Genomic DNA, 21,017 nt, shown 5'->3' with positions numbered 1-21,017 from the left:
CCACGTCTCGCTGATGTCAGCCGGTGAACTTCACGTCCGTGATGCCCTGCTTGTAGCCCGAGGCGCTGAAGTCATCCTGCGGCGCGTTCGGGACGGCGGTCATCCACAGCAGAACGTATCGGCTCTTCACCGGCTTCTCGGCTGTGAGCTTCAGTGACGTGTTGCTGGTCTGACCAGTCGAAATCTTCTTCATGGAGTCGACCGCGCCGGACGGCGAAAGCGAATCCGCGGCATAGAGCGTGATAGCCGTGTGGCCACCCGTGTACCGGAGCGCTATCGACGCTGCGCTGACATCTCGCTCCGTACCGAGGTCATAGACGATCCCGACGCCCTGCTTGTATGGGGCGAGTTCGGGCCCCTCGAAGAAGCGCTTGGTGCGCCAGTACGACGAAGTGTCGTCGTCGTAGGTGTTGCCGACGTCCGCCGCATTCTGAGGACTGCCGTCCGGGGCGTACTCCTCGGCGCTCTGGATGGCCAGCGGCACCGGCGCCGTCGACTTGTCGTTCTGCTCGTCGTCGGTGGTCTTGGTGTTTCCCGGGTCCTTGGGGGGCGTGTCGTGGTCGAGGAGCCTGTCGGCGATCTGCCAGCTACCCAGGCCCAGCGCGGCGATGAGAAGCGAGGCCACGGCCCACTTGAGAGCCTTGCCTGTGCGGCTCTCCAGCGGCGCGGGCGGAGCCGGCACGGGTTGGGTCGCGGCAGCCCCGGCATGGGCCGTGGGACGCCCGTACGTGCCCTGCTGGTACGTGGTGCGCTGGTACTCCGGCGGTGGGGTGAACGCGGGCTCCGGAGGCCGGATGCGAGGCATGGCCGCGACCGCCTTCGCCAGCTCGTCCGGAGTGGTGCAGGGCAGCTCCTGCCGTGATGCAGTGGCACCGTCGTTGACGAGAGCACGCATCGCGAGCTCCGAGAGTCCGCGGTGGACTCCCGCGCGCACCTGGTCGGGGGCGATGAGGCCCACGCCCTTGGGCAGTCCGGAGAGGCCGTAGGCGTCGCTCTCGTACGGCCAGCGCTGGGTGAGCGCGGCATAGAGGAGGGCGCCGATCGCCTCCGTGTCGGTGCGCTGCGGACGGTCGGCGCTGATGCCACGCAGCGCGGCGTTCACGGCGAGGCCACGGACCCGGTACTGGCCGGTCGAGCTGCGCAGGACCGTGTTGGGGGTGAGCCGCAGATGGGCCAGGCCTTCACGGTGCGCCGCCGCCATGGCCTGAGAGAGCTGGCTGACCAGCTGGTACGCGTCGTGGGCCTCCATGGGCCCGGCGGCCAGCAGCGCAGTGAGCTCCGTGGCGTCGGGCAGCCACTCGTGGACGACGTAGACGAGATCGTTTTCCTCCACGGCGTCCAGTACCTGGACGAAGCGCGGATCGCCGAGGAGCGCCGCCGAGCGAGCCGCGGCGAGAACGGAGCGCGCCCGCGGATGGTCGGCGGGCAGGATGTGGATACCCACGGCACGGCGAAGTTTCTCGTCGACCGCTCGCCAGCTGCTGAATCCGTCCAGACGGGTGACGCACTCCTCGAGCCTGTAGCGTCTCGCGAGCTTGTGGCCGCTGTGCAGCTCGGGCGTTGTGATGGTGGGCTGCTCGCTGTCCCTGCGCTCGCTGCCCGTGTCGTCGGCGCTCTTCTCCGCCGTGTTGTCGGCTTCCGCCACCCCGTCGGTCGTGGCCTTGTCCGCCTTGGCGGCCAGCGGGTCGTCACCGCTGTTGTCGGCCACGTCGACGGCAGCCGTGCTACGTTCCGCCACCGTCGTTCCCTGCCTCCCCATCCGTTGCGCCATATCCAACAGCCAAGCCAATTGTGCCCACAGTCCGGCGCTATGCACGACACACAGTGGCGGACGATGGTTGTGCGCGAACGACCGGGTTCTAGCGCCCGAGACGACCGCGGACCATGCCGACCATGGCGTTCAGCTCCTCGATCCTCATCTTTTTCGCGGCGACGAAGAAGACACCGAGCAGGACCGTACCGCCCGCGACCAGCGCCACGAGCGAGGGGAAGGCTCCCTGGCCCATGGTCTTCAGCAGGAGGAAGCTCACTGCGCCGCCCGCGAGAGCTGCGGGGACGGACGCCAGGCACAGCCGGGCGTAGGTGCGGACCACATGAGCTCCGTCGAGGTCGCCGCCCAGACGATTGCGCAGCCGGCGCCAGGCGATGCCGACACCGACGGCGTACGCGAGACCGTACGAGGCGGCCATGCCGACCACGGCCCACTGGGCAGGGAGCACGACGTAGCAGGTGGCCGAGGCGACCGCGTTCACGGCGGCCACGATGACCGTGTTGTAGAACGGCGTGCGGGTGTCCTCGTAGGCGTAGAAGCCACGCAGCACGACGTACTGCACCGAGTACGGGATCAGGCCGAGGCCGAACGCCATGAGGATGAAGCCCATGGACTGCGCGGCCTGAACGCCGCTGGAGGCATAGAGCAGGGTGCACATCGGGACGCCCAGCGCCAGGAAGGTGAAGGCGACAGGGACGATCGCGACGGCCGAGTTGCGCAGCCCCTGGGAAATGTCGTCGCGGACGGCACCCGGGTCGTCATCGTGTGCGGCGCGGGAGATCCGGGGCAGCAGGGCGGCCATGACCGAGACGGTGATGATGGCCTGCGGCATGCCCCAGATCAGCTGTGCGTTGGAGTAGGCCAGGAAACCGGCCCCGTCCTTGCCCGAGGCCTCACCGGCGGCGGTGGCGAGCTGGGTGACGACGAGGACGCCCGCCTGGTTGGCGAGGACGAACAGAACCGTCCACTTGGCGAGCTTGACCGTCTTGCCGAGCCCGTGGCCCTTCCAGTCGAAGCGGGGACGGAAGCGGAAACCCGCCTCGCGGAGGTAGGGGATCATCGCGAGCGCCTGGACGGTCAGCCCGAGCAGGGTGCCGATGCCGAGCAGCCGGACGCCCTCCGGCGGGATCGTCTGCACGCTCATCTGGGACTCGGCGGACGTGCCGTACACCCAGATGAACAGGCCGAAGGTGACAATCATGACGATGTTGTTCAGGACCGGGGTCCACATCATCGCGCCGAACTTCCCACGGGCGTTGAGGATCTGGCCCATGACCACGTGTACACCCATGAAGAAGATCGTGGGCAGGCAGTAGCGGGCGAAGGTGACCGCGACACTGTTCGCCGGCGGGTCATTGGCGATGGTGGACGACATCAGCTGGATCAGCAGCGGCGCGGCGAACACGGCGATGACCACGATGGCGCCGAGCGCGACCATCACGAGGGTCAGCAGCCGGTTGGCGTAGGCCTCGCCGCCGTCCTCGTCGTTCTTCATGGCGCGTACGAGCTGCGGTACGAAGACCGAGTTGAGGCCACCGCCGACGGTGAGGATGTAGATCATCGTCGGCAGGGTGTAGGCGATCGTGAAGGCGTCACCGAGCAGGGCGGCGCCCAGGGCACCGGTGATCACCAGGCTGCGGAGGAAGCCCGTGAGGCGCGACACCAGCGTGCCGGCCGCCATCACCGCGCTGGACTTGAGCAGCCCCGATGCCCTGCCGCCCGCCTTCTTCGGTGCGGGTGCCGGTGCGGGTGCCGGTGCAGGCGGCGCCGGTGGCTGACCGGATCCCTGCTGGTCGCGGTAGAGGTGAGCGAACGCGTCAGGCTCGGGCTCGTCCTCGCCGGCCCTGGTAACAAGCTCGTCTACGCCGGTGAACTGGACAGTTCCGGTGTCGTCCCCGTAGGGCAGACGCCGCGACGGACCGTCCGGCTCGGGCGGCGGGGTCTGGGCCCAGATACGCGGGTCCGGCGCATGCTGCTGGGCGGGAGGCTGCTGATACAGCGGCTGCGGCTGCGGGTAGGTGCCGTGCGGTGGCGGCGGGTGGGCTGCACGGTCATAGAGCGCCTCCGACACGGGGTCCTGGGCAGCGAGGTCCCGTTCCCGGTAGGGGTCGTGCGCGTACGCGTCGTCGACGTACGGATCCGTGGCGGGCTCGGGCGACGGCGTGGGCACGTGGCCCGCCGCCGACTGCCCCGCCTGTTGCGGACCTGGCGCGGGGTACGGAGCCCCCGGGAAGGGCGCGGTGTCGCCCGCGCCCTGCCCACGGTCACCGTCGTACGGCGCGTTCATGGTTACCCCACCTCATCGTCCCCGGCCGACCGGCCACGACATCGCTCAACGGTCCACTTTCTCACCCGTGCCCGACGGGTCCCCGCTTTCCGGTTCGGTGTCCGGTGCCGGGTCACTCGGCTGCTCGGCGGCGTCGCCCTCATCAGGCACGGCGACGGCCTCACGCGCAGCAGCGCGCTTGCGCTGGGTGTACATCCTGACGCCCGCGAGGACGAGCAACAGTACGCCGCCCGCGATGACGAGCATCACGGTCGGGGTGATCTCGGAAACCCTGACCGTGAAGGTCATCGGGCCGCCGTACAGCTTGCCGTCCGTCGTGTAGAGCTGTGCCGTCACCTGGACCGGACCGTTGGCATTGGCCGCGGCGGTGAACTTCACCGACTGGCTGTGCCCGCCCTCGATCTTGATCTGCTGCTCGGCGACGGCATTGTCCTCGCCGAGTTCGAGGCGCGTGGGGTTCGAGGACTTCAGCCGGAGAACGAGGTTGTCGACCCCCTGGACAAGCTTGTTCTGCACGGTCACAGGGATGGTGGCGCTACGGCCCGACAGGGTCACGGCCGACTTCTGGATCAGCCGCACTTCCGTGCTGAGGTCCTCCAGGAAGCTCTGTACACCTCTGCGGTAGTCGGCCGCGGCATTCGCCTTGCCGCGCCAGGACGTGGACATCTCCCGGCTGATGGCATTGCCGAACGGGGTCACCACCCGGTCCGGTGCGGTCAGGATCACCTTGAAGTTGTCGAGGGTCTCCTGGGTGGCCTTGATGTCCTGGAAGGTCTGGACCGGCAGCTCCCGCGCCCGGAGCCGGTCCGGGTACCGAGAGGCGCGGGGCACGTCGGTGGTGGCATCCGGGTCGGGCTTCGCTGCCGCGGCCGCGATCAGGTCGAGAGGCTGCGTCCAGCGCTGACCGGCAAGGCCGTGCAGTGCGCTCGCCATCGTCTGAGCCTGGGAGGCCGACGGGGTGCGCTGCGGGGCGACCACGATGCTGCGCTGCTTGTCCGGCGCCTGAAGGGTCAACGCCAGCGTCTGCGCGAGGAACTTCTGAACCCCCAGGGTCGAGTTCCCGGCCTTGGCCATGTCCTCCTGGAAGGCGGTGGAGAGCCGTTCGTCCGCGACGACGGCCGTCGTACCGCCGCCGATGGGCCGTGCCGCGGACGGCGTGTACGACACCGAGCCGGTCTCCCGGAGGCTGTCGCTACGAGCGATGATCTTGTGGGCCCCCGCCGAGGTCGCGACATCGACGATCGATGGGTCGATCGCGCCCTCCACCGGCCAGGCGAAATCTATGGACGGCTTCACGTGGAGGATCGTCTCGACGGTCGTCTCGGCCACCGCGGTGGCCGGCTGAAGCTGGCTGAGGGACCCGGAGACCTCTTTCCCGCGGTGCGCAAGGGAGGCCAGATCGGGGTCGGCGAACGGCAGCGCGACGACCTTGCCCCCCTGTACCGCCGTTTCGAGCGAGCTCAGCCACTTCTTGGCCACGGCCTGGTTCCGACCGGCGATCGTGCCGTCCGTCCCGTTCTTGATCCGGTAGTTCCGGGTCATCGCGTCCACAGTGGCCAGCAGATCCGGATCGATGACCCAGGTCACGGGCAGCTCGCTGCCGAGCGAGACGAGCTGCTCGAGCCGGCCGCCGGGGGCGAGCTCGGCGGCCAGGGTGTCGTTCTCGAAGATCGGCGTCTGCTGTTCGTCCGAGCCGGTCTCGGCGGACAGATGCGTCGTGGAGATGAGCGGCCAGAGAACCGTGAGCTGGGTCTTTTTCTTGGCGGCCTCCGGCTGCCAGGGCAGGAAGGTCCGCTCGATGCCCAGCACCTGTTCGTACGGTTCGCTCGGCGTCTGGCCGGAGAGCGACACCCCGAGCTGGTACACACCGTCTTTGTCGAGCCCGAGCTCGCCGACCGGAACGGTCAGCGCGAAGTCCTCGCTTATCCCGGCCGCCAGTTTGGGGAGCTTGACGGCGTACGGGTCGCCGAGCTTCCCGGCGTCGCTGCCCGACGAGAAGCCGGTGCGCCGGGAGGCCTCATCGATCTCCGGGCGCCCGGACATCCGCGGCCCGACCCTCAGGTCGACCTGCGCGTCCGTGATCGGTTCCTTGCCCTTGTTCGTCACGGTGCCCGTGATGGTGAGGGTGTCGTCTTTCACAGGGGCGCTGGGAGTCAACGACTCGAGAGACACGTCCACGGTTCGGGAGCCGGTGGCGTCCTCCGCGGCGTGCGCGGGTGAGGCCGCCGGTACCCAGACCAGAGCGGCCAGCAGTGGTGTTCCCGCGATGAGGGCGGCTGTGCGCCGCAGCCACCGGCGGGCAGGAGAGGGACCCATCCCCTGGAATTCTGCCGCCTCGGCCACGCGTTCGTCCGTCCCTTGTCGTCTGTTGCCGTTGGTGGGTGTCGCTAGGTGTGTCCACGCATGGTAACGAGGTGCGCTGTGGCGAAGTGCTGGGGACTGCTCCACAAGATCGGAAGGGTGGCGAGGGCACCGAAAACAGGGAAGCCCGGGTCGACGCGGGCACGTACCCTTTTCTGTTGTGCCGAACGCCAACGAAGACAACACCACTGCACTGAGCCATGTGCAGCGCCGCGCGGTCAGTGAACTGCTGCGGGTGTCCCCTGTCGCCGATGACCTGGCCCGCCGGTTCCAGGAGGCTGGATTCAGCCTGGCCCTGGTCGGTGGCTCGGTGCGGGACGCGCTGCTCGGCAGGCTCGGTAACGATCTCGACTTCACTACCGACGCCCGCCCTGAGGACGTTTTGAAGATCGTCCGGCCGTGGGCGGACTCGGTGTGGGAAGTGGGCATCGCGTTCGGCACGGTCGGGTGCCAGAAGGACGCCCACGTCGGAGGCGCTCCCCAGCGCTTTCAGATCGAGGTCACGACGTACCGCTCCGAGGCGTACGACCGAACGTCGCGCAAGCCCGAGGTGTCCTATGGAGACTCCATCGAGGAGGACCTCGTCCGCCGCGACTTCACCGTGAACGCGATGGCCGTCGCGCTGCCGGAGAAGGAGTTCATCGACCCGCACGGCGGCCTGGAGGATCTCGCGGCGCGCGTGCTCCGCACTCCCGGCACTCCCGAGGCATCCTTCTCGGACGACCCGCTGCGCATGCTGCGGGCCGCACGTTTCGCAGCCCAGCTGGACTTCGAGGTGGCTCCCGATGTGGTCACCGCGATGAAGGAGATGGCGGACCGGATCGAGATCGTCTCCGCCGAGCGGATCCGTGATGAGTTCAACAAGCTGATCCTTTCCGCGCACCCGCGGAAGGGCCTGGCGCTCCTGGTCGATACCGGTCTTGCCGAACACTTCATCCCTGAACTGCCGGCGCTCCGACTCGAGAGCGATGAGCACCACCGCCACAAGGATGTGTACGAGCACTCACTGACCGTGTTGGATCAGGCGATCGAGCTGGAGCAGAACGGTCCCGATCTTGTGCTGCGCCTGTCCGCGCTGCTTCACGACATCGGCAAGCCGAGGACCCGACGGTTCGAATCGGACGGACGGGTTTCCTTCCATCACCACGAGGTGGTGGGAGCCAAGATGTCCAAGAAGCGGCTGACAGCACTCAAGTACTCGAACGACATGGTCAAGGACATCTCTCGGCTGATTGAACTGCATCTGCGCTTCCACGGTTACGGCACCGGCGAGTGGACGGATTCGGCGGTGCGGCGCTACGTGAGGGACGCGGGCCCGCTACTGGAGCAGCTGCACAAGCTGACCCGTTCGGACTGCACCACGCGGAACAAGCGGAAGGCGAGTGCGCTGTCACGCGCCTACGACGGACTCGAGGACCGCATCGCCCAGCTCAAGGAGCAGGAGGAGCTGGACTCGATCCGCCCCGACCTGGACGGAAACGAGATCATGGAAATTCTCGGAATCGGCCCCGGTCCCGTGGTCGGCGAGGCGTACAAGGCCCTCCTGGAGCTACGGCTGGAGAACGGGCCCATGGAGCACGAGGCGGCCGTTGCCGCGCTCAAGGAGTGGTGGGGCGAGCAGGGCTGAGTTCGGCCGTGTCGCGTTTCACGCGAGTGATGTTTCACGTGAAACACCGCAGGGCCGGTTGATCGGGGGGTGATGTTTCACGTGAAACATCACCCCTAGCGCCAACGGGCCATGGCCGTCGCCACGAGGCCATAGAGGGCGGCCACCGAGAGGACGAGCGGCACGGATCTGCCGTCCGGGGGCAGCATCAGGGCCGCCACACCCGCGGCAGCGACGAAGGCGACGTTGAACACCACGTCATAGAGGGAGAAGACCCGGCCGCGGAAGGCATCATCGACGGAAGTCTGCACGACTGTGTCGGTGGCGATCTTTGCTCCCTGGGTGATGACCCCGAGGACGAACGCAGCGATGAGCATCGGGGCGGGCGTAAAGGGCAACCCGAGTGCCGGTACGAGAACCGCAGCCACTCCTGCGCAGGTCGCGACCCAGCCGTACTCACCGAGCCGGCCCACAGCCCACGGGGTGATGGCGGCCGCGGCGAAGAAGGCAGCGCCCGAGATTGCTACGGCGAGGCCGAGCAGAGCGAGCCCCTCCGATTCCGTCTCCGACCATGCGTACCGGCAGAGCATGAGAACCATCACGGTCAGCGATCCGTAGCAGAAGCGGAGCAGTGTCATCGCGCCAAGGGCGCGGGCGGCGACCCGCCGCTCCGCCAGGTGGCGCAGTCCGCCCACAAGACCGCGAAGCGTCGAGGCGACCGCGGCACCCAGCCGTGACTGCACGAGCTCCGGATCGGGGCCGAGCAGCTCCCGTCCCATACGCAGGGAGGCGAGTCCGGCGCAGAGATAGAGTGCGGCCCCCAGCAGCACCACCACCGCGTCGGATCCGGAGATGGTCACGCGTACGGCGACAGCGAGCGCTCCGCCTGCGGTTGCGGCAAGTGTTCCCGCGGTCGGTGAGATGGAGTTGGCCATGACGAGCCGCTTCTCGTCGACCACGCGCGGCAGTGCAGCTGACAGCCCGGCCAGGATGAAGCGGTTCACGGCCGTGACACAGAGCGCCGAGGCGTAAAAGAGCCAGTCGGGGACAGCGGTGACCATCAGCACCGCGGTGCCGGCGGCGAGTACGGCTCGGAGGAGATTGCCGTAGAGGAAGACCTGGCGGCGCCGCCAGCGGTCAAGCAGGACGCCGGCGAAGGGGCCGACAAGTGAGTACGGCAGCAGTAGCACCGCCATCGCGGAGGCGATTGCGCCGGGCGAGGTCTGCCTCTCCGGTGAGAAGACGACGTATGTGGCGAGCGCCACCTGATAGACGCCGTCGGCCGACTGGGAGAGCAGCCGAACGGTGAGCAGTCGGCGGAAGTTCGTCAGGCGCAGGAGTACGCGCAGATCACGTACGACAGGCATGTGCGCAAGCGTCACACAGGAAGAGGGTCCCCGGGCACAAGCCACGGGGACCCTCTCGTGTCCGTCAGGACAAGCGGTCGGTGCGCCGTCTCGTCAGCGCTCGACCTCGCCCTTGATGAACTTCTCGACGCTCTCACGCGCCTCGTCGTCGAAGTACTGAACCGGCGGGGACTTCATGAAGTACGAGGATGCCGACAGGATCGGGCCGCCGATGCCGCGGTCCTTGGCGATCTTCGCCGCCCGCAGGGCGTCGATGATGACACCCGCGGAGTTCGGGGAGTCCCACACCTCGAGCTTGTACTCCAGGTTCAGCGGGACGTCACCGAACGCACGGCCCTCCAGGCGGACGTAGGCCCACTTGCGGTCGTCGAGCCAGGCCACGTAGTCCGACGGGCCGATGTGCACGTTCTTCTCGCCGAGCTCCCGGTCCGGGATCTGGGAGGTGACGGCCTGCGTCTTGGAGATCTTCTTGGACTCCAGGCGCTCACGCTCGAGCATGTTCTTGAAGTCCATGTTGCCGCCCACGTTCAGCTGCATCGTGCGGTCCAGGATGACACCCCGGTCCTCGAACAGCTTCGCCATGACACGGTGCGTGATGGTCGCGCCGACCTGCGACTTGATGTCGTCGCCGACGATCGGGACACCGGCCTCGGTGAACTTGTCCGCCCACTCCTTGGTGCCGGCGATGAAGACCGGGAGAGCGTTGACGAAGGCGACCTTGGCGTCGATGGCGCACTGCGCGTAGAACTTCGCGGCGTCCTCGGAGCCCACCGGCAGGTAGCAGACGAGCACGTCGACCTGCTTGTCCTTGAGGACCTGGACGATGTCGACCGGGGCCTCGGAGGACTCCTCGATGGTCTCGCGGTAGTACTTGCCCAGACCGTCGAGGGTGTGGCCACGCTGGACCTTCACGCCCGAGGACGGCACATCGCAGATCTTGATGGTGTTGTTCTCGCTGGCACCGATGGCGTCCGCGAGGTCGAGGCCGACCTTCTTCGCGTCGACATCGAAGGCGGCGACGAACTCGACGTCCCGGACGTGGTACTCGCCGAACTGGACGTGCATCAGACCCGGCACCTTGGCCGCCGGGTCGGCGTCCTTGTAGTACTCGACGCCCTGCACCAGCGAGGCGGCGCAGTTGCCCACGCCGACGATGGCTACGCGAACCGAACCCATTCCGGTTGCTCCCTGTTTGTTCTCGTACGAGACCCTGCGTGGATGCAAGGCCTCACTTGGTGGTGTCATCGGACGGATCCGGCGCGTCGGGGTGCCCGGAGGCGCTCCCCTCGGGGGCCACTTCGCCCCGGTGCCGGGGCAGGCCGCCCTCTGCAGATGTGTGGTCCTGCTGAGCGTCGCCCCCGGCGGAAGGAGACCGTCGCTGGTCCCGCCCCGCTCTCTCGCTCTCGATGAGCTCGTTCAGCCAGCGCACTTCGCGCTCCACGGATTCCATACCGTGCCGCTGCAGCTCAAGCGTGTAGTCGTCGAGGCGCTCGCGAGTGCGGGCGAGAGAGGCGCGCATCTTCTCCAGGCGCTCCTCCAGCCGGCTGCGCCGGCCCTCCAGCACCCGCATCCTTACCTCGCGCTCCGTCTGCCCGAAGAAGGCGAACCGGGCGGCGAAGTGCTCGTCCTCCCAGGTGTCCGGGCCGGTGTGGGAGAGGAGCTCCTCGAAGTGCTCCTTACCTTCCGCCGTGAGCCGGTAGACGATCTTGGCCCGCTTGCCTGCGAGAGAGGCGGCGAGGGCGTCCTCGGGAGCGCTGCCCGGCTCCTCGATCAACCAGCCGTTGGCGACCAGCGTCTTGAGGCAGGGGTAGAGCGTCCCGTAACTGAAAGCCCGGAAGATCCCCAGCGACGTGTTGAGCCGCTTGCGCAGCTCGTATCCGTGCATAGGAGCCTCACGGAGCAGGCCGAGAACAGCGAACTCGAGGATGCCGGAGCGCCTGCTCATCGATCGCCTCCTCCGTCTTCCTCGGCTCTTATGCCGCTCTGATGTATCGATTCGATACATCCAGACGATAGAGCGGCGCTCCCGCCGCGACAAGAGGGGGCGTAGTGACCGGCGTCACATCGTCAATTCGCAGCAATTGAGATGCCTGATTTGAGGTGAATTACGTCCATGGTTGGTTTTTGCGCCTGCGTAGTCTGTGCGGCATGCAGACCACCGGGAACCGTGTGACGCCAGGGAGCGTCATCGTCCTGGATGCATCACGGATGAGCCCGTCGCCGGGCTCGTCCGTATTCATTGCGGGGGACCGGATCTCAACTGCCGCTTCCAGGCGTTCATGCCTGCCCGAGGAGTAGTCGTTCCATGAGCGAGCACCGTCGCAAACTGCCGCAGCCCCAGGGTGGCGGACGTGCCGCGGCCAGGCGCGGCGCCCAGCAGCCCTCAGGCCGCCGCGCAGCCCCCAGGGGCGCCAGCACAGGATCCCCATCCGACGCGTACGGGCAGGAGCAGCCGTACGGCGGCCGCGCCGAGGCCCGGCGCGCCGCGCAACGCGGAGGTGGGGGCCGCAGAAGGGCCGCCGAGGGCGGTGGAGCCGGCTACGGAGGCCACGGCGGTGGGCGACGTGGCGGAGGCGGTGGCCACGGCGGACCGGGTGGCCGAGGGCGGGGCGGCGGCCCCGGCAAGAAGCGGCTGATCGACTATCCGCGCCACGACAGGTACGGCTGGCGGCGCTGGGTGCCGTCGTGGAAGCTCGTCACCGGGCTCTGCGTGGCCTTCCTCGGCAGCCTGATGGCGGCGGGGACCATCGCGTACGCGATGGTGGGGCTGCCCGACCCCAATCTCGCGTCGGAAGCGGAGAACAACGTCTACTACTGGCAGGACGGCACGCAGATGGCCGCCACCGGTGGTGAGGTCAACCGGCAGATCGTCGGGATCGAGCAGATCCCCGAGGACATGCAGCAGGCGGTGATCTCGGCGGAGAACAAGACCTTCCTGACCGACTCGGGCGTCGACCCGATGGGCATTGCCCGTGCCGTCTTCAACATGGCGACGGGCGGTCAGACCCAGGGCGGCTCGACCATCACGCAGCAGTACGTCAAGAACACGCGGCTGAGCCAGGAGCAGACCCTCAGCCGTAAGTTCAAGGAGCTGTTCATCTCCATGCGGGTCGGCACACAGCTGGACAAGTCCGAGATCATGGCGGGCTACCTGAACACCTCGTACTACGGGCGCGGTGCGTACGGAATCCAGGCCGCGGCTCGCACGTACTTCAACAAGGACGCCAAGGACCTCAACGCCAGCCAGTCCGCGGTCCTTGCCTCGCTGCTCAAGGGCGCGACGTACTACGACCCGGCCGGCGCACCGGGGATCGACCCGGTAGGGGCCACCAAGGAGAAGAACACCGAACGCGCGACCAAGCGCTGGCGGTGGATCCTCGACGAGATGGTCAAGGACAAGCACCTCGACGCTGCGGAGCGGGCCAAGTACACGGCGTTCCCCGAGCTCCAGAAGCAGGCGAAGAACGCGCAGCTCAGTGGTCAGATCGGTTATCTGGTCGACCTGGCCAAGTCCAACTTCGTGAACAGCAACAAGGACGGCATCACCACCGACGACCTGACCAAGGGCGGCTACGAGATCCACACGACCTTCGACGAGGAGAGGGTCAAACTGCTCGAGGAGTCCGTCCAGAAGGTCTACAAAGAGAACATCGACCCGAAGAAGCGCCCGGACAAGGACACCCATGTCCAGTTCGGCGGCGCCTCGGTGGATCCGAGGACCGGCGCGATCGTCGCCATCTACGGTGGTGAGAACGCGACCGAGCACTTCACCAACAACGCCGACGAGACCGGTGCCCAGGTCGGATCGACCTTCAAGCCCTTCGTGCTTGCCGCCGCGATGCAGGACGGTGTGCGCAAACCCGAGCTCGGTAGGGACCAGGGGGCGGAGAGCCGCAGGCGGGTCGACCCCGACACGAGCAAGTACAACGGCGTCAACAAGCTCAAGATCAAGAACTACGACGGGAGTGTCTGGCGGAACGAGAAGGGCGAGGAGTGGCTGCAGACCAATGACGGCCAGAAGTCGTACAAGGACATCACCCTGCGCGAAGCCATGATCGAATCGGCCAACTCGCCCTTCGCCCAGCTGGGCATGGATGTCGGCATCGACAATGTCAGGCAGATGGCGATCAAGGCCGGTCTGCGGGAGAACAGCCTGGTCAAGGCCAACGTTCCGTCGTTCTCGCTCGGCATTTCCTCCCCCAGCGCCATCCGTATGGCAGGGGCGTACGCGACCTTCGCGGCCGAGGGGAAGCAGCGCGACCCGTACTCGGTCACCAAGGTCGAGCGGCGCGGCAAGACGATCTACGAGCACGAGGACAAGGCCAAGTCGGCCTTCCCGTCCGCCATCGCGAGCAATGTGACCGATGTGCTGGCGGATGTCGTCGAGAAGGGCACGGGCGCCAACGCCCAGGTCCCGGGCCGTGAAGTCGCCGGCAAGACCGGTACCACCGACGGCAACAGGTCCGCCTGGTTCGTGGGGTACACGCCGCAGCTGGCGACCGCGATCGACATGTACCGCCTGGACGACAACGCGGAGAACAAGAAGCGCGAGTTCCTCAAGATGTTCGGGACCGGTGGCCAGGAGAAGATCCACGGTGCGTCGTTCCCGTCCGACATCTTCAGGATGTACATGTCGGGGGCGCTGGAGAAGGAGGAAGTGATCCCCTTCCCGGAGCCGGAGCCCCTCGACGCCGAGACCGTCTACGGCGGCGGCCAGCCCAGCCCCACCCCGACGCCGACCGAGACGCCCTCGGAGAGCCCGTCCGAGACGCCGTCCGAGACGCCCTCGGGGATTCCTTCCGAGACGCCCGACCCCGGCAACACCTGCGGGCGGTTCGACTGGAACTGCACGCCCACCAAGGGCCAGGACAACGGCGGGACCAACGTCGGGACCGATACGGGTGGCACCACGGACGGCGGTGCCACGGACGGTGGCGTGACCACCAGCCCCTCACCGAGCACGACCAACGGTGGCAATGGGGGCAACGGCAACGGCAACGGCAGCGGCTGGCTCGGAGGATCGGAGAGCTGACGCTCCGAGTCGCTTGCTGACACCGGCCTCCCCGACGGACGAATCCCGTCGGGGAGGCCGGTTGCGTTCGCGCCGGCAGCGTCCGGCCTCACCGCCACCCCTCGGCACAGCCCCGTACGGCAGGATGTGCGTATGCCGAGCCCAGAGAAGACGAGCGTGCGCCAGGACCAGCCGGTGGTGCGTCCCACACAGCGGGACGAGGTCGCCGCGGCCGGCAGTGAGCTGATCGGCGGTCCGCTGGGCCGCTTCGCGTGGGTCGGCAGCAGCTGGTTGACGCCCGTACGGGTCGTCGCGCTGGTCGCGATCGGGATGTTCGCACTGGGCATGGTGCAGAAGATCCCCTGCTACGAGTGGGCATGGTTCCGCGGTGCCGGCTCGCAGTACACGCACGCCTGTTACTCCGACATCCCGCACCTCTACCTCGGGCGAGGCTTCGCCGACGGCCTTGTGCCGTACTTCGACCGGCTCGGCGGTGACATGGAGTACCTCGAGTACCCGGTCCTCACAGGGCTGTTCATGCAGGTCGCCGCCTGGCTGACGCTGCCCTTCGACGGCTCCGTCCAGCAGCGGGAGCAGATGTACTGGATGGTCAACGCCGGCATGCTGCTGGTCTGCGCCGCCGTCATCGCGGTCTGCGTCACCCGCACCCACCGCAGGCGCCCCTGGGACGGGCTGCTGGTCGCTCTGGCGCCCGCGTTCGCCCTCACCGCGACGATCAACTGGGATCTGCTCGCGGTGGCCCTGACGGCCGCGGCGATGCTGATGTGGTCCCGTGGGCGTTCGCTGGCCTTCGGCATCCTCATCGGGCTGGCGACCGCGGCCAAGCTCTATCCGGTGCTGCTGCTCGGACCGCTGCTCGTCCTGTGCTGGAGGGCCGGCAAGTACCGCGCGTACGGGGCGGCCCTGTTGGGCACGGCAGGCGCCTGGCTGGTGGTGAACCTGCCGGTGATGCTGCTTGCTCCCGAGGGGTGGAAGAAGTTCTACACCTTCAGCCAGGAGCGGCAGGTCGACTTCGGCTCCTTCTGGCTGATCATCACGCAGCGTACGGGCGAGCAGATGGACGTCGACGCCGTCAACACATACGCCACGCTGCTGATGATCCTGGCGTGCGCGGGCATCGCGGCGCTGGCGCTGACCGCCCCGCGCCGGCCGCGCTTCGCGCAGCTCGCCTTCCTCGTCGTGGCGGCGTTCATCCTCACCAACAAGGTCTACTCACCGCAGTACGTGCTGTGGCTCATCCCGCTCGCCGCCCTCGCCCGGCCGCGCTGGCGGGACTTCCTGATCTGGCAGGCCTGCGAGGTCATGTACTTCCTGGGCATCTGGATGTACCTCGCGTACACGACGAGCGGCGACAAGCACCAGGGCCTGCCGCCGGAGGGCTACCAGTTGGCGATCGCCCTGCATCTGCTGGGGACGCTCTACCTGTGCGCGCTGGTCGTCCGGGACGTCCTGATGCCGGAGCGCGACGTCGTACGCCAGGACGGGTCCGACGATCCCTCGGGCGGGGTGCTGGACCGGGCTCCGGACGCGTTCGTGCTCGGCCGGGCCGCGCATCCGCCGCGGCACGCGGCGCACGCGGTGGAGGGGCCGCGGGTGGAGTGGGGCATGTCGGGGGCCACAGGGCCCGCAGGGCCCACGGCGGGCTGACAGGGCCGCGGCGGGAGTCATCGGTACTGCCCGGCGGGGGTTCACCGGTACCGCGGCGAGTTCACCGGGACCCGGCGCGAGCGGTTCTCCGCGCGTGGAACCGCGGGGAACCGGGGCGGTCCGAGGGCCAACCGGGACCACGGCCACGCCGTGGTCCCCGGAGCCTCGTGTCGGGTCGCCTAGCGGTCGACCAGGCGGTCGAACTGCGTGGTGGTGTGGCGCAGATGGGCGACGAGCTCGTCGCCCACCTTCGGTTCCTCGGTCTCCGCGGGGATGAACAGGATCGAGACCTGCATGTGCGGCGGCTCGGCGAACCAGCGCTGCTTGCCCGCCCAGACGAACGGCGAGAGGTTGCGGTTGACCGTGGCCAGGCCCGCGCGGGCGACGCCCTTGGCGCGCGGCATGACGCCGTGCAGGGCCTTCGGCGCCTCCAGACCGACACCGTGGGAGGTGCCGCCGGCGACGACCACGAGCCAGCCGTCCGACGCGGCCTTCTGCTGGCGGTAGCCGAAGCGGTCGCCCTTGGTGACGCGGGTGACGTCGAGGACGGAGCCGCGGTACTCGGTCGCCTCGTGGTCGCCGAGCCACAGCCGGGTGCCGATGCGCGCGCGGAAGCGGGTCTGCGGGAACTGCTGCTGCAGCCGGGCCAGTTCCTCGGCGCGCAGATGGCTCACGAACATGGTGTGCAGCGGCAGCCTGGCGGCGCGCAGCCGGTCCATCCAGCCGATGACCTCCTCGACCGCGTCGGAGCCGTCCGTGCGGTCCAGCGGCAGGTGCAGCGCGAAGCCTTCGAGGCGTACGTCCTCGATCGCGGCGTGCAGCTGGCCCAGTTCCTGCTCGGAGACGCCGTGGCGCTTCATGGAGCTCATGCACTCGATGACGACGCGCGCGCCCACCAGGGCGTGCACCCCGTCGACCGACGAGACGGAGCGGACGACCCGGTCCGGCAGCGGCACCGGCTCCTCGCCCCGCCGGAACGGGGTGAGAACGAGGAGGTCGCCGCTGAACCAGTCCTTTATCCGGGCCGCTTCGTACGTCGTGCCGACGGCGAGCATGTCCGAGCCGAAGCGCGTCGTCTCCTCGGCGAGCCGCTCATGGCCGAACCCGTAGCCGTTGCCCTTGCAGACCGGTACGAGGCCCGGGAACTGGTCGATCACGGACTTCTGGTGCGCCCGCCAGCGCGCGGTGTCGACGTAGAGGGTGAGCGCCATGGCCGGGACCGGAACCTTTCTGGTGGCAGCGGTGTATCAGAGATATGAGGGAGGTTACGGAAGAATCAGCGGCGCGACATGTAGATGTCGAGCGCCTTGTGCAGCAGCTTGTTCAGCGGGAAGTCCCATTCACCGACGTACTCGACGGCCTCTCCGCCGGTGCCGACCTTGAACTGGATGAGCCCGAAGAGGTGGTCGGTCTCGTCGAGCGAGTCGCTGATGCCCCGCAGGTCGTAGACGGTGGCGCCCATGGCGTAGGCGTCGCGCAGCATCCTCCACTGCATCGCGTTCGAGGGCCGGACCTCGCGCCCGATGTTGTCGGAGGCGCCGTACGAGTACCAGACATGCCCGCCGACGACGAGCATCGTCGCCGCCGACAGGTTCACGCCGTTGTGCCGCGCGAAGTAGAGGCGCATGCGGTTCGGTTCCTCGTTGTTCAGCACCGTCCACATGCGCTGGAAGTACGAGAGCGGGCGCGGCCGGAAGCGGTCCCGCACGGCCGTGATCTCGTACAGCCGCTGCCACTCGGCGAGGTCGTCGTAGCCGCCCTGGACGACCTCGACGCCCGCCTTCTCGGCCTTCTTGATGTTCCGCCGCCACAGCTGGTTGAAGCCCTTGAGGACGTCGTCGAGCGAGCGGTTCGCCAGCGGCACCTGGTAGACGTACCGGGGCTGGACGTCACCGAAGCCGGCGCCGCCGTCCTCGCCCTGCTGCCAGCCCATCTTGCGGAGCCGGTCCGCCACTTCGAAGGCGCGCGGCTCGATGTGGGTGGCCTCGACATCGCGCAGTCGCTTCACATCCGGGTCCTGGATGCCCGCCTTGATCGCCGGGGCGTCCCAGCGGCGGATGACGACCGGCGGGCCCATTTTCACCGAGAAGGCGCCCTGGTTCTTGAGGTGGGCCAGCATCGGCTGCAGCCAGTCGTCCAGGTTCGGGGCGTACCAGTTGATCACCGGGCCCTCGGGCAGATACGCCAGGTAACGCTTGATCTTGGGCAGCTGACGGTAGAGGACGAGACCGACTCCGACGAGCTCACCGCTCTTGTCGAACCAGCCGAGGTTCTCGGAGCGCCACTCCGTCTTGACGTCCGCCCATGCCGGGACCTGGCAGTGACTCGCCGAAGGCAGGCTCTGGATGTATGCCAGATGCTGCTCTCGGCTGATGGTCCTCAGGGTCAGGCTCATGCGGGGCGCTCCTCGGCAGGTGTGTTCCCCTGGGTACAGGGGCTCCGGCTCTCGCGCCGAAGCCTACTGGGCCTGGAGACCACCTTCTGGGGGATGCCCCCAGACCGCCCGCCCCGCATGGCCCGCCGGGAAGCGGAGGCTAGTAGCCGATCAGGCCCCCGAAGAGCCCGCCGTGCGCCATCCCGAGGAAGAAGCCGATGGCAGCGGCGCCGAGCCCGATGATCGTCAGGAAACGTTCGCGGGTCGTGACCGAGATGAACTGGCCGTACCCACCGGTCAGGATGCCGATCAGGCCGGACCACGAGCTGAGCAGGTGCAGGCTGCTGAACTGCGCGGACACAAAGGCCACAACGCCCAGGACCAGGGTCGCCACCATCAGGGCGTCCTGCAGGGGATGGGGCTTGCCGTCCGTGGCGAAGAGAGAGCCGGTGGGATTCGTTTGTGTTTGTGCCATGAAGCACCTCCTGGCATTCCCGGAAGGCGGCGCACTGTGACGCCGCCCACACCGATGGGTTCCAGAGTGCGGCGACCTGCAGGCGGATTTCAACCGGAAGCGGGTCTGCGGGTACTGTGTACGGTCTGCACCGGTGTCTGCCCAGGCCAGCACTCGATCTCTCGCTCAGCGAGGCCGATTGTCAGTGGGGCCTGATTTACTCGTAGACATCGATGCTCACGCATCACGACCCTCCTGCCACGGAACGACCGTGGCCGCTGAGTCCAAAGGAGGTGGGTTCCACATGCGTCACTACGAGGTGATGGTCATCCTCGACCCCGATCTCGAGGAGCGCGCTGTCTCCCCGCTGATCGAGAACTTCCTCTCCGTCGTCCGTGAGGGCAACGGAAAGGTGGAGAAGGTCGACACCTGGGGCCGTCGTCGTCTCGCTTACGAGATCAAGAAGAAGCCCGAGGGCATCTACTCGGTCATCGACCTGCAGGCCGAGCCTGCGGTCGTCAAGGAGCTCGACCGCCAGATGAACCTGAACGAGTCGGTCCTCCGGACCAAGGTCCTCCGTCCCGAGACCCACTGAGCACCTAGCTCAGAGGTCATCGGGTTCGAGTAGCAGCAAGCAGCCAGAAGCAATCCCGCCGAGAGGTTCACCCATGGCAGGCGAGACCGTCATCACGGTCGTCGGCAATCTCGTCGACGACCCCGAGCTGCGCTTCACCCCGTCCGGTGCGGCGGTCGCGAAGTTCCGCATCGCGTCCACTCCCCGCACCTTCGACCGTCAGACCAATGAGTGGAAGGACGGCGAGAGCCTCTTCCTCACCTGCTCGGTCTGGCGTCAGGCGGCGGAGAACGTCGCCGAGTCGCTCCAGCGAGGCATGCGCGTCGTCGTGCAGGGCCGGCTGAAGCAGCGGTCCTACGAGGACCGCGAGGGCGTCAAGCGCACGGTCTACGAGCTGGATGTCGAGGAAGTCGGCCCCAGCCTCAAGAACGCCACGGCCAAGGTCACCAAGACCACCGGTCGCGGTGGCCAGGGCGGCTACGGCGGCGGCCAGCAGAGCGGTAACTGGGGCGGCGGTCCCAGCGGCGGTGGCCAGCAGGGTGGCGGCGGTGCTCCCGCCGACGACCCCTGGGCCACCAGCGCACCGGCCGGCGGCCAGCAGCAGGGCAGCAGCGGTGGCAGCTGGGGCGGAGGCTCCGGAGGCTCCGGCGGCGGCTACTCGGACGAGCCTCCCTTCTAGGGATCGGTCCCACCGGGATCCGGCCCAGGGGCAGCTCGTACCCCCACTTCTTGATCACACAGGAGATACACCATGGCGAAGCCGCCTGTGCGCAAGCCGAAGAAGAAGGTCTGCGCATTCTGCAAGGACAAGACCGTGTACGTGGACTACAAGGACACGAACATGCTGCGGAAGTTCATTTCCGACCGCGGCAAGATCCGTGCCCGTCGCGTGACCGGCAACTGCACGCAGCACCAGCGTGACGTCGCCACGGCCGTCAAGAACAGCCGTGAGATGGCGCTGCTGCCCTACACGTCCACCGCGCGCTAAGGGAGGGTGACCAACACATGAAGATCATCCTCACTCACGAGGTCTCCGGCCTCGGTGCTGCTGGTGACGTCGTCGACGTCAAGGACGGCTACGCTCGCAACTACCTGGTCCCGCGCGGTTTCGCGATCCGCTGGACCAAGGGTGGCGAGAAGGACGTCGCGCAGATCCGTCGCGCTCGCAAGATCCACGAGATCGCGACCATCGAGCAGGCCAACGAGATCAAGGCCAAGCTCGAGGCCGTGAAGGTGCGTCTGGCCGTTCGCTCCGGCGACGCTGGCCGCCTCTTCGGCTCGGTCACCCCGGCCGACATCGCCTCGGCGATCAAGTCCGCCGGTGGCCCGGACGTCGACAAGCGTCGCGTCGAGCTCGGTTCGCCGATCAAGACCCTGGGCTCGCACCAGGTGTCCGTGCGTCTGCACCCCGAGGTTGCCGCCAACCTCGGCGTCGAGGTCGTCGCCGCCTGAGCGACTGCTCGCAGAGCATGAGAGGGGGGCCCCCCCCCCGGGGGGGGGGCCGGGGGGGGGTTTTAGTGTAACGAGGGCCAAAAGAGTGGGGT

General features: G+C 67.9%; 16 protein-coding genes. 7 read left to right on the top strand and 9 right to left on the bottom strand.

Features of this window, described 5'->3' with window-relative positions; all coding sequences use genetic code 11:
• Positions 1-16: 16 nt before the first annotated feature.
• The 3 genes from ABT078_RS21940 to ABT078_RS21930 form a co-directional block, all read right to left on the bottom strand.
• A complete protein-coding gene (locus tag ABT078_RS21940) occupies positions 17-1,738 on the bottom strand; it encodes a protein kinase family protein (RefSeq protein WP_351230201.1) in 1,722 nt (573 codons plus the stop codon).
• Positions 1,739-1,859: 121 nt separating this feature from the next.
• Positions 1,860-4,058, bottom strand: coding sequence for a murein biosynthesis integral membrane protein MurJ (murJ, locus tag ABT078_RS21935; RefSeq protein ID WP_351230199.1), 2,199 nt, complete (start codon positions 4,056-4,058; stop codon positions 1,860-1,862).
• Between the two features lie 45 nt (positions 4,059-4,103).
• Positions 4,104-6,401, bottom strand: coding sequence for a DUF6049 family protein (locus tag ABT078_RS21930; RefSeq protein ID WP_351230197.1), 2,298 nt, complete (start codon positions 6,399-6,401; stop codon positions 4,104-4,106).
• A 178-nt stretch (positions 6,402-6,579) separates the two neighbouring features.
• Between ABT078_RS21930 and ABT078_RS21925 the strand changes: the two genes are divergently transcribed.
• Entirely contained in the window at positions 6,580-8,046 is a 1,467-nt protein-coding gene (locus ABT078_RS21925; RefSeq protein ID WP_351230195.1) for a CCA tRNA nucleotidyltransferase, read from the top strand.
• 95 nt (positions 8,047-8,141) lie between these two features.
• Here ABT078_RS21925 and ABT078_RS21920 read toward each other — a convergent pair whose 3' ends face one another.
• From ABT078_RS21920 to ABT078_RS21910, 3 genes are all read right to left on the bottom strand, one after another.
• Positions 8,142-9,392 (bottom strand): MFS transporter, encoded by a 1,251-nt coding sequence (locus tag ABT078_RS21920; protein WP_351230193.1) that lies wholly within the window; start codon positions 9,390-9,392, stop codon positions 8,142-8,144.
• Positions 9,393-9,485: 93 nt separating this feature from the next.
• Positions 9,486-10,568, bottom strand: coding sequence for an inositol-3-phosphate synthase (locus ABT078_RS21915; RefSeq protein ID WP_351230191.1), 1,083 nt, complete (start codon positions 10,566-10,568; stop codon positions 9,486-9,488).
• Between the two features lie 52 nt (positions 10,569-10,620).
• Positions 10,621-11,337, bottom strand: coding sequence for a PadR family transcriptional regulator (locus ABT078_RS21910; protein WP_351230189.1), 717 nt, complete (start codon positions 11,335-11,337; stop codon positions 10,621-10,623).
• Positions 11,338-11,697: 360 nt separating this feature from the next.
• Between ABT078_RS21910 and ABT078_RS21905 the strand changes: the two genes are divergently transcribed.
• Positions 11,698-14,424 carry a transglycosylase domain-containing protein gene (locus ABT078_RS21905; protein WP_351230187.1) on the top strand — a complete coding sequence of 909 codons (2,727 nt, stop codon included), beginning with the start codon at positions 11,698-11,700 and terminating at the stop codon, positions 14,422-14,424.
• Positions 14,425-14,556: 132 nt separating this feature from the next.
• Positions 14,557-16,071 carry a glycosyltransferase family 87 protein gene (locus tag ABT078_RS21900; protein ID WP_351230185.1) on the top strand — a complete coding sequence of 505 codons (1,515 nt, stop codon included), beginning with the start codon at positions 14,557-14,559 and terminating at the stop codon, positions 16,069-16,071.
• Between the two features lie 179 nt (positions 16,072-16,250).
• Here ABT078_RS21900 and ABT078_RS21895 read toward each other — a convergent pair whose 3' ends face one another.
• The 3 genes from ABT078_RS21895 to ABT078_RS21885 all read right to left on the bottom strand — a co-directional run bounded on the left by ABT078_RS21895 (position 16,251) and on the right by ABT078_RS21885 (position 18,920).
• Positions 16,251-17,282, bottom strand: coding sequence for an alanine racemase (locus ABT078_RS21895; RefSeq protein ID WP_351230183.1), 1,032 nt, complete (start codon positions 17,280-17,282; stop codon positions 16,251-16,253).
• Positions 17,283-17,347: 65 nt separating this feature from the next.
• A complete protein-coding gene (locus ABT078_RS21890) occupies positions 17,348-18,466 on the bottom strand; it encodes a lipid II:glycine glycyltransferase FemX (RefSeq protein WP_351230181.1) in 1,119 nt (372 codons plus the stop codon).
• 139 nt (positions 18,467-18,605) lie between these two features.
• The gene (locus ABT078_RS21885; protein WP_351230179.1) at positions 18,606-18,920 is read right to left on the bottom strand and encodes a hypothetical protein; all 315 of its coding nucleotides are present in this window, start codon (positions 18,918-18,920) and stop codon (positions 18,606-18,608) included.
• A gap of 283 nt (positions 18,921-19,203) precedes the next feature.
• On the opposite strand from ABT078_RS21885, the gene rpsF reads away from it, so the two are divergent.
• The 4 genes from rpsF (at position 19,204) to rplI (ending at position 20,925) form a co-directional block, all read left to right on the top strand.
• Complete coding sequence (gene rpsF / locus ABT078_RS21880; RefSeq protein WP_004950685.1) at positions 19,204-19,494, top strand: 30S ribosomal protein S6; 291 nt, start codon at positions 19,204-19,206, stop codon at positions 19,492-19,494.
• A 73-nt stretch (positions 19,495-19,567) separates the two neighbouring features.
• Entirely contained in the window at positions 19,568-20,152 is a 585-nt protein-coding gene (locus ABT078_RS21875; RefSeq protein WP_351230177.1) for a single-stranded DNA-binding protein, read from the top strand.
• 72 nt (positions 20,153-20,224) lie between these two features.
• Positions 20,225-20,461: a 30S ribosomal protein S18 gene (rpsR, locus tag ABT078_RS21870; RefSeq protein ID WP_003956534.1), complete on the top strand. Its 237-nt coding sequence runs from the start codon at positions 20,225-20,227 to the stop codon at positions 20,459-20,461.
• 17 nt (positions 20,462-20,478) lie between these two features.
• Positions 20,479-20,925 (top strand): 50S ribosomal protein L9, encoded by a 447-nt coding sequence (rplI, locus tag ABT078_RS21865; RefSeq protein ID WP_351230175.1) that lies wholly within the window; start codon positions 20,479-20,481, stop codon positions 20,923-20,925.
• Positions 20,926-21,017: the final 92 nt, after the last annotated feature.

The organism is Streptomyces sp. NPDC002133 (assembly GCF_040296405.1).
Classification (GTDB): Bacteria; Actinomycetota; Actinomycetes; order Streptomycetales; family Streptomycetaceae; genus Streptomyces.
This window is presented reverse-complemented; position numbering and strand designations above follow the sequence as displayed.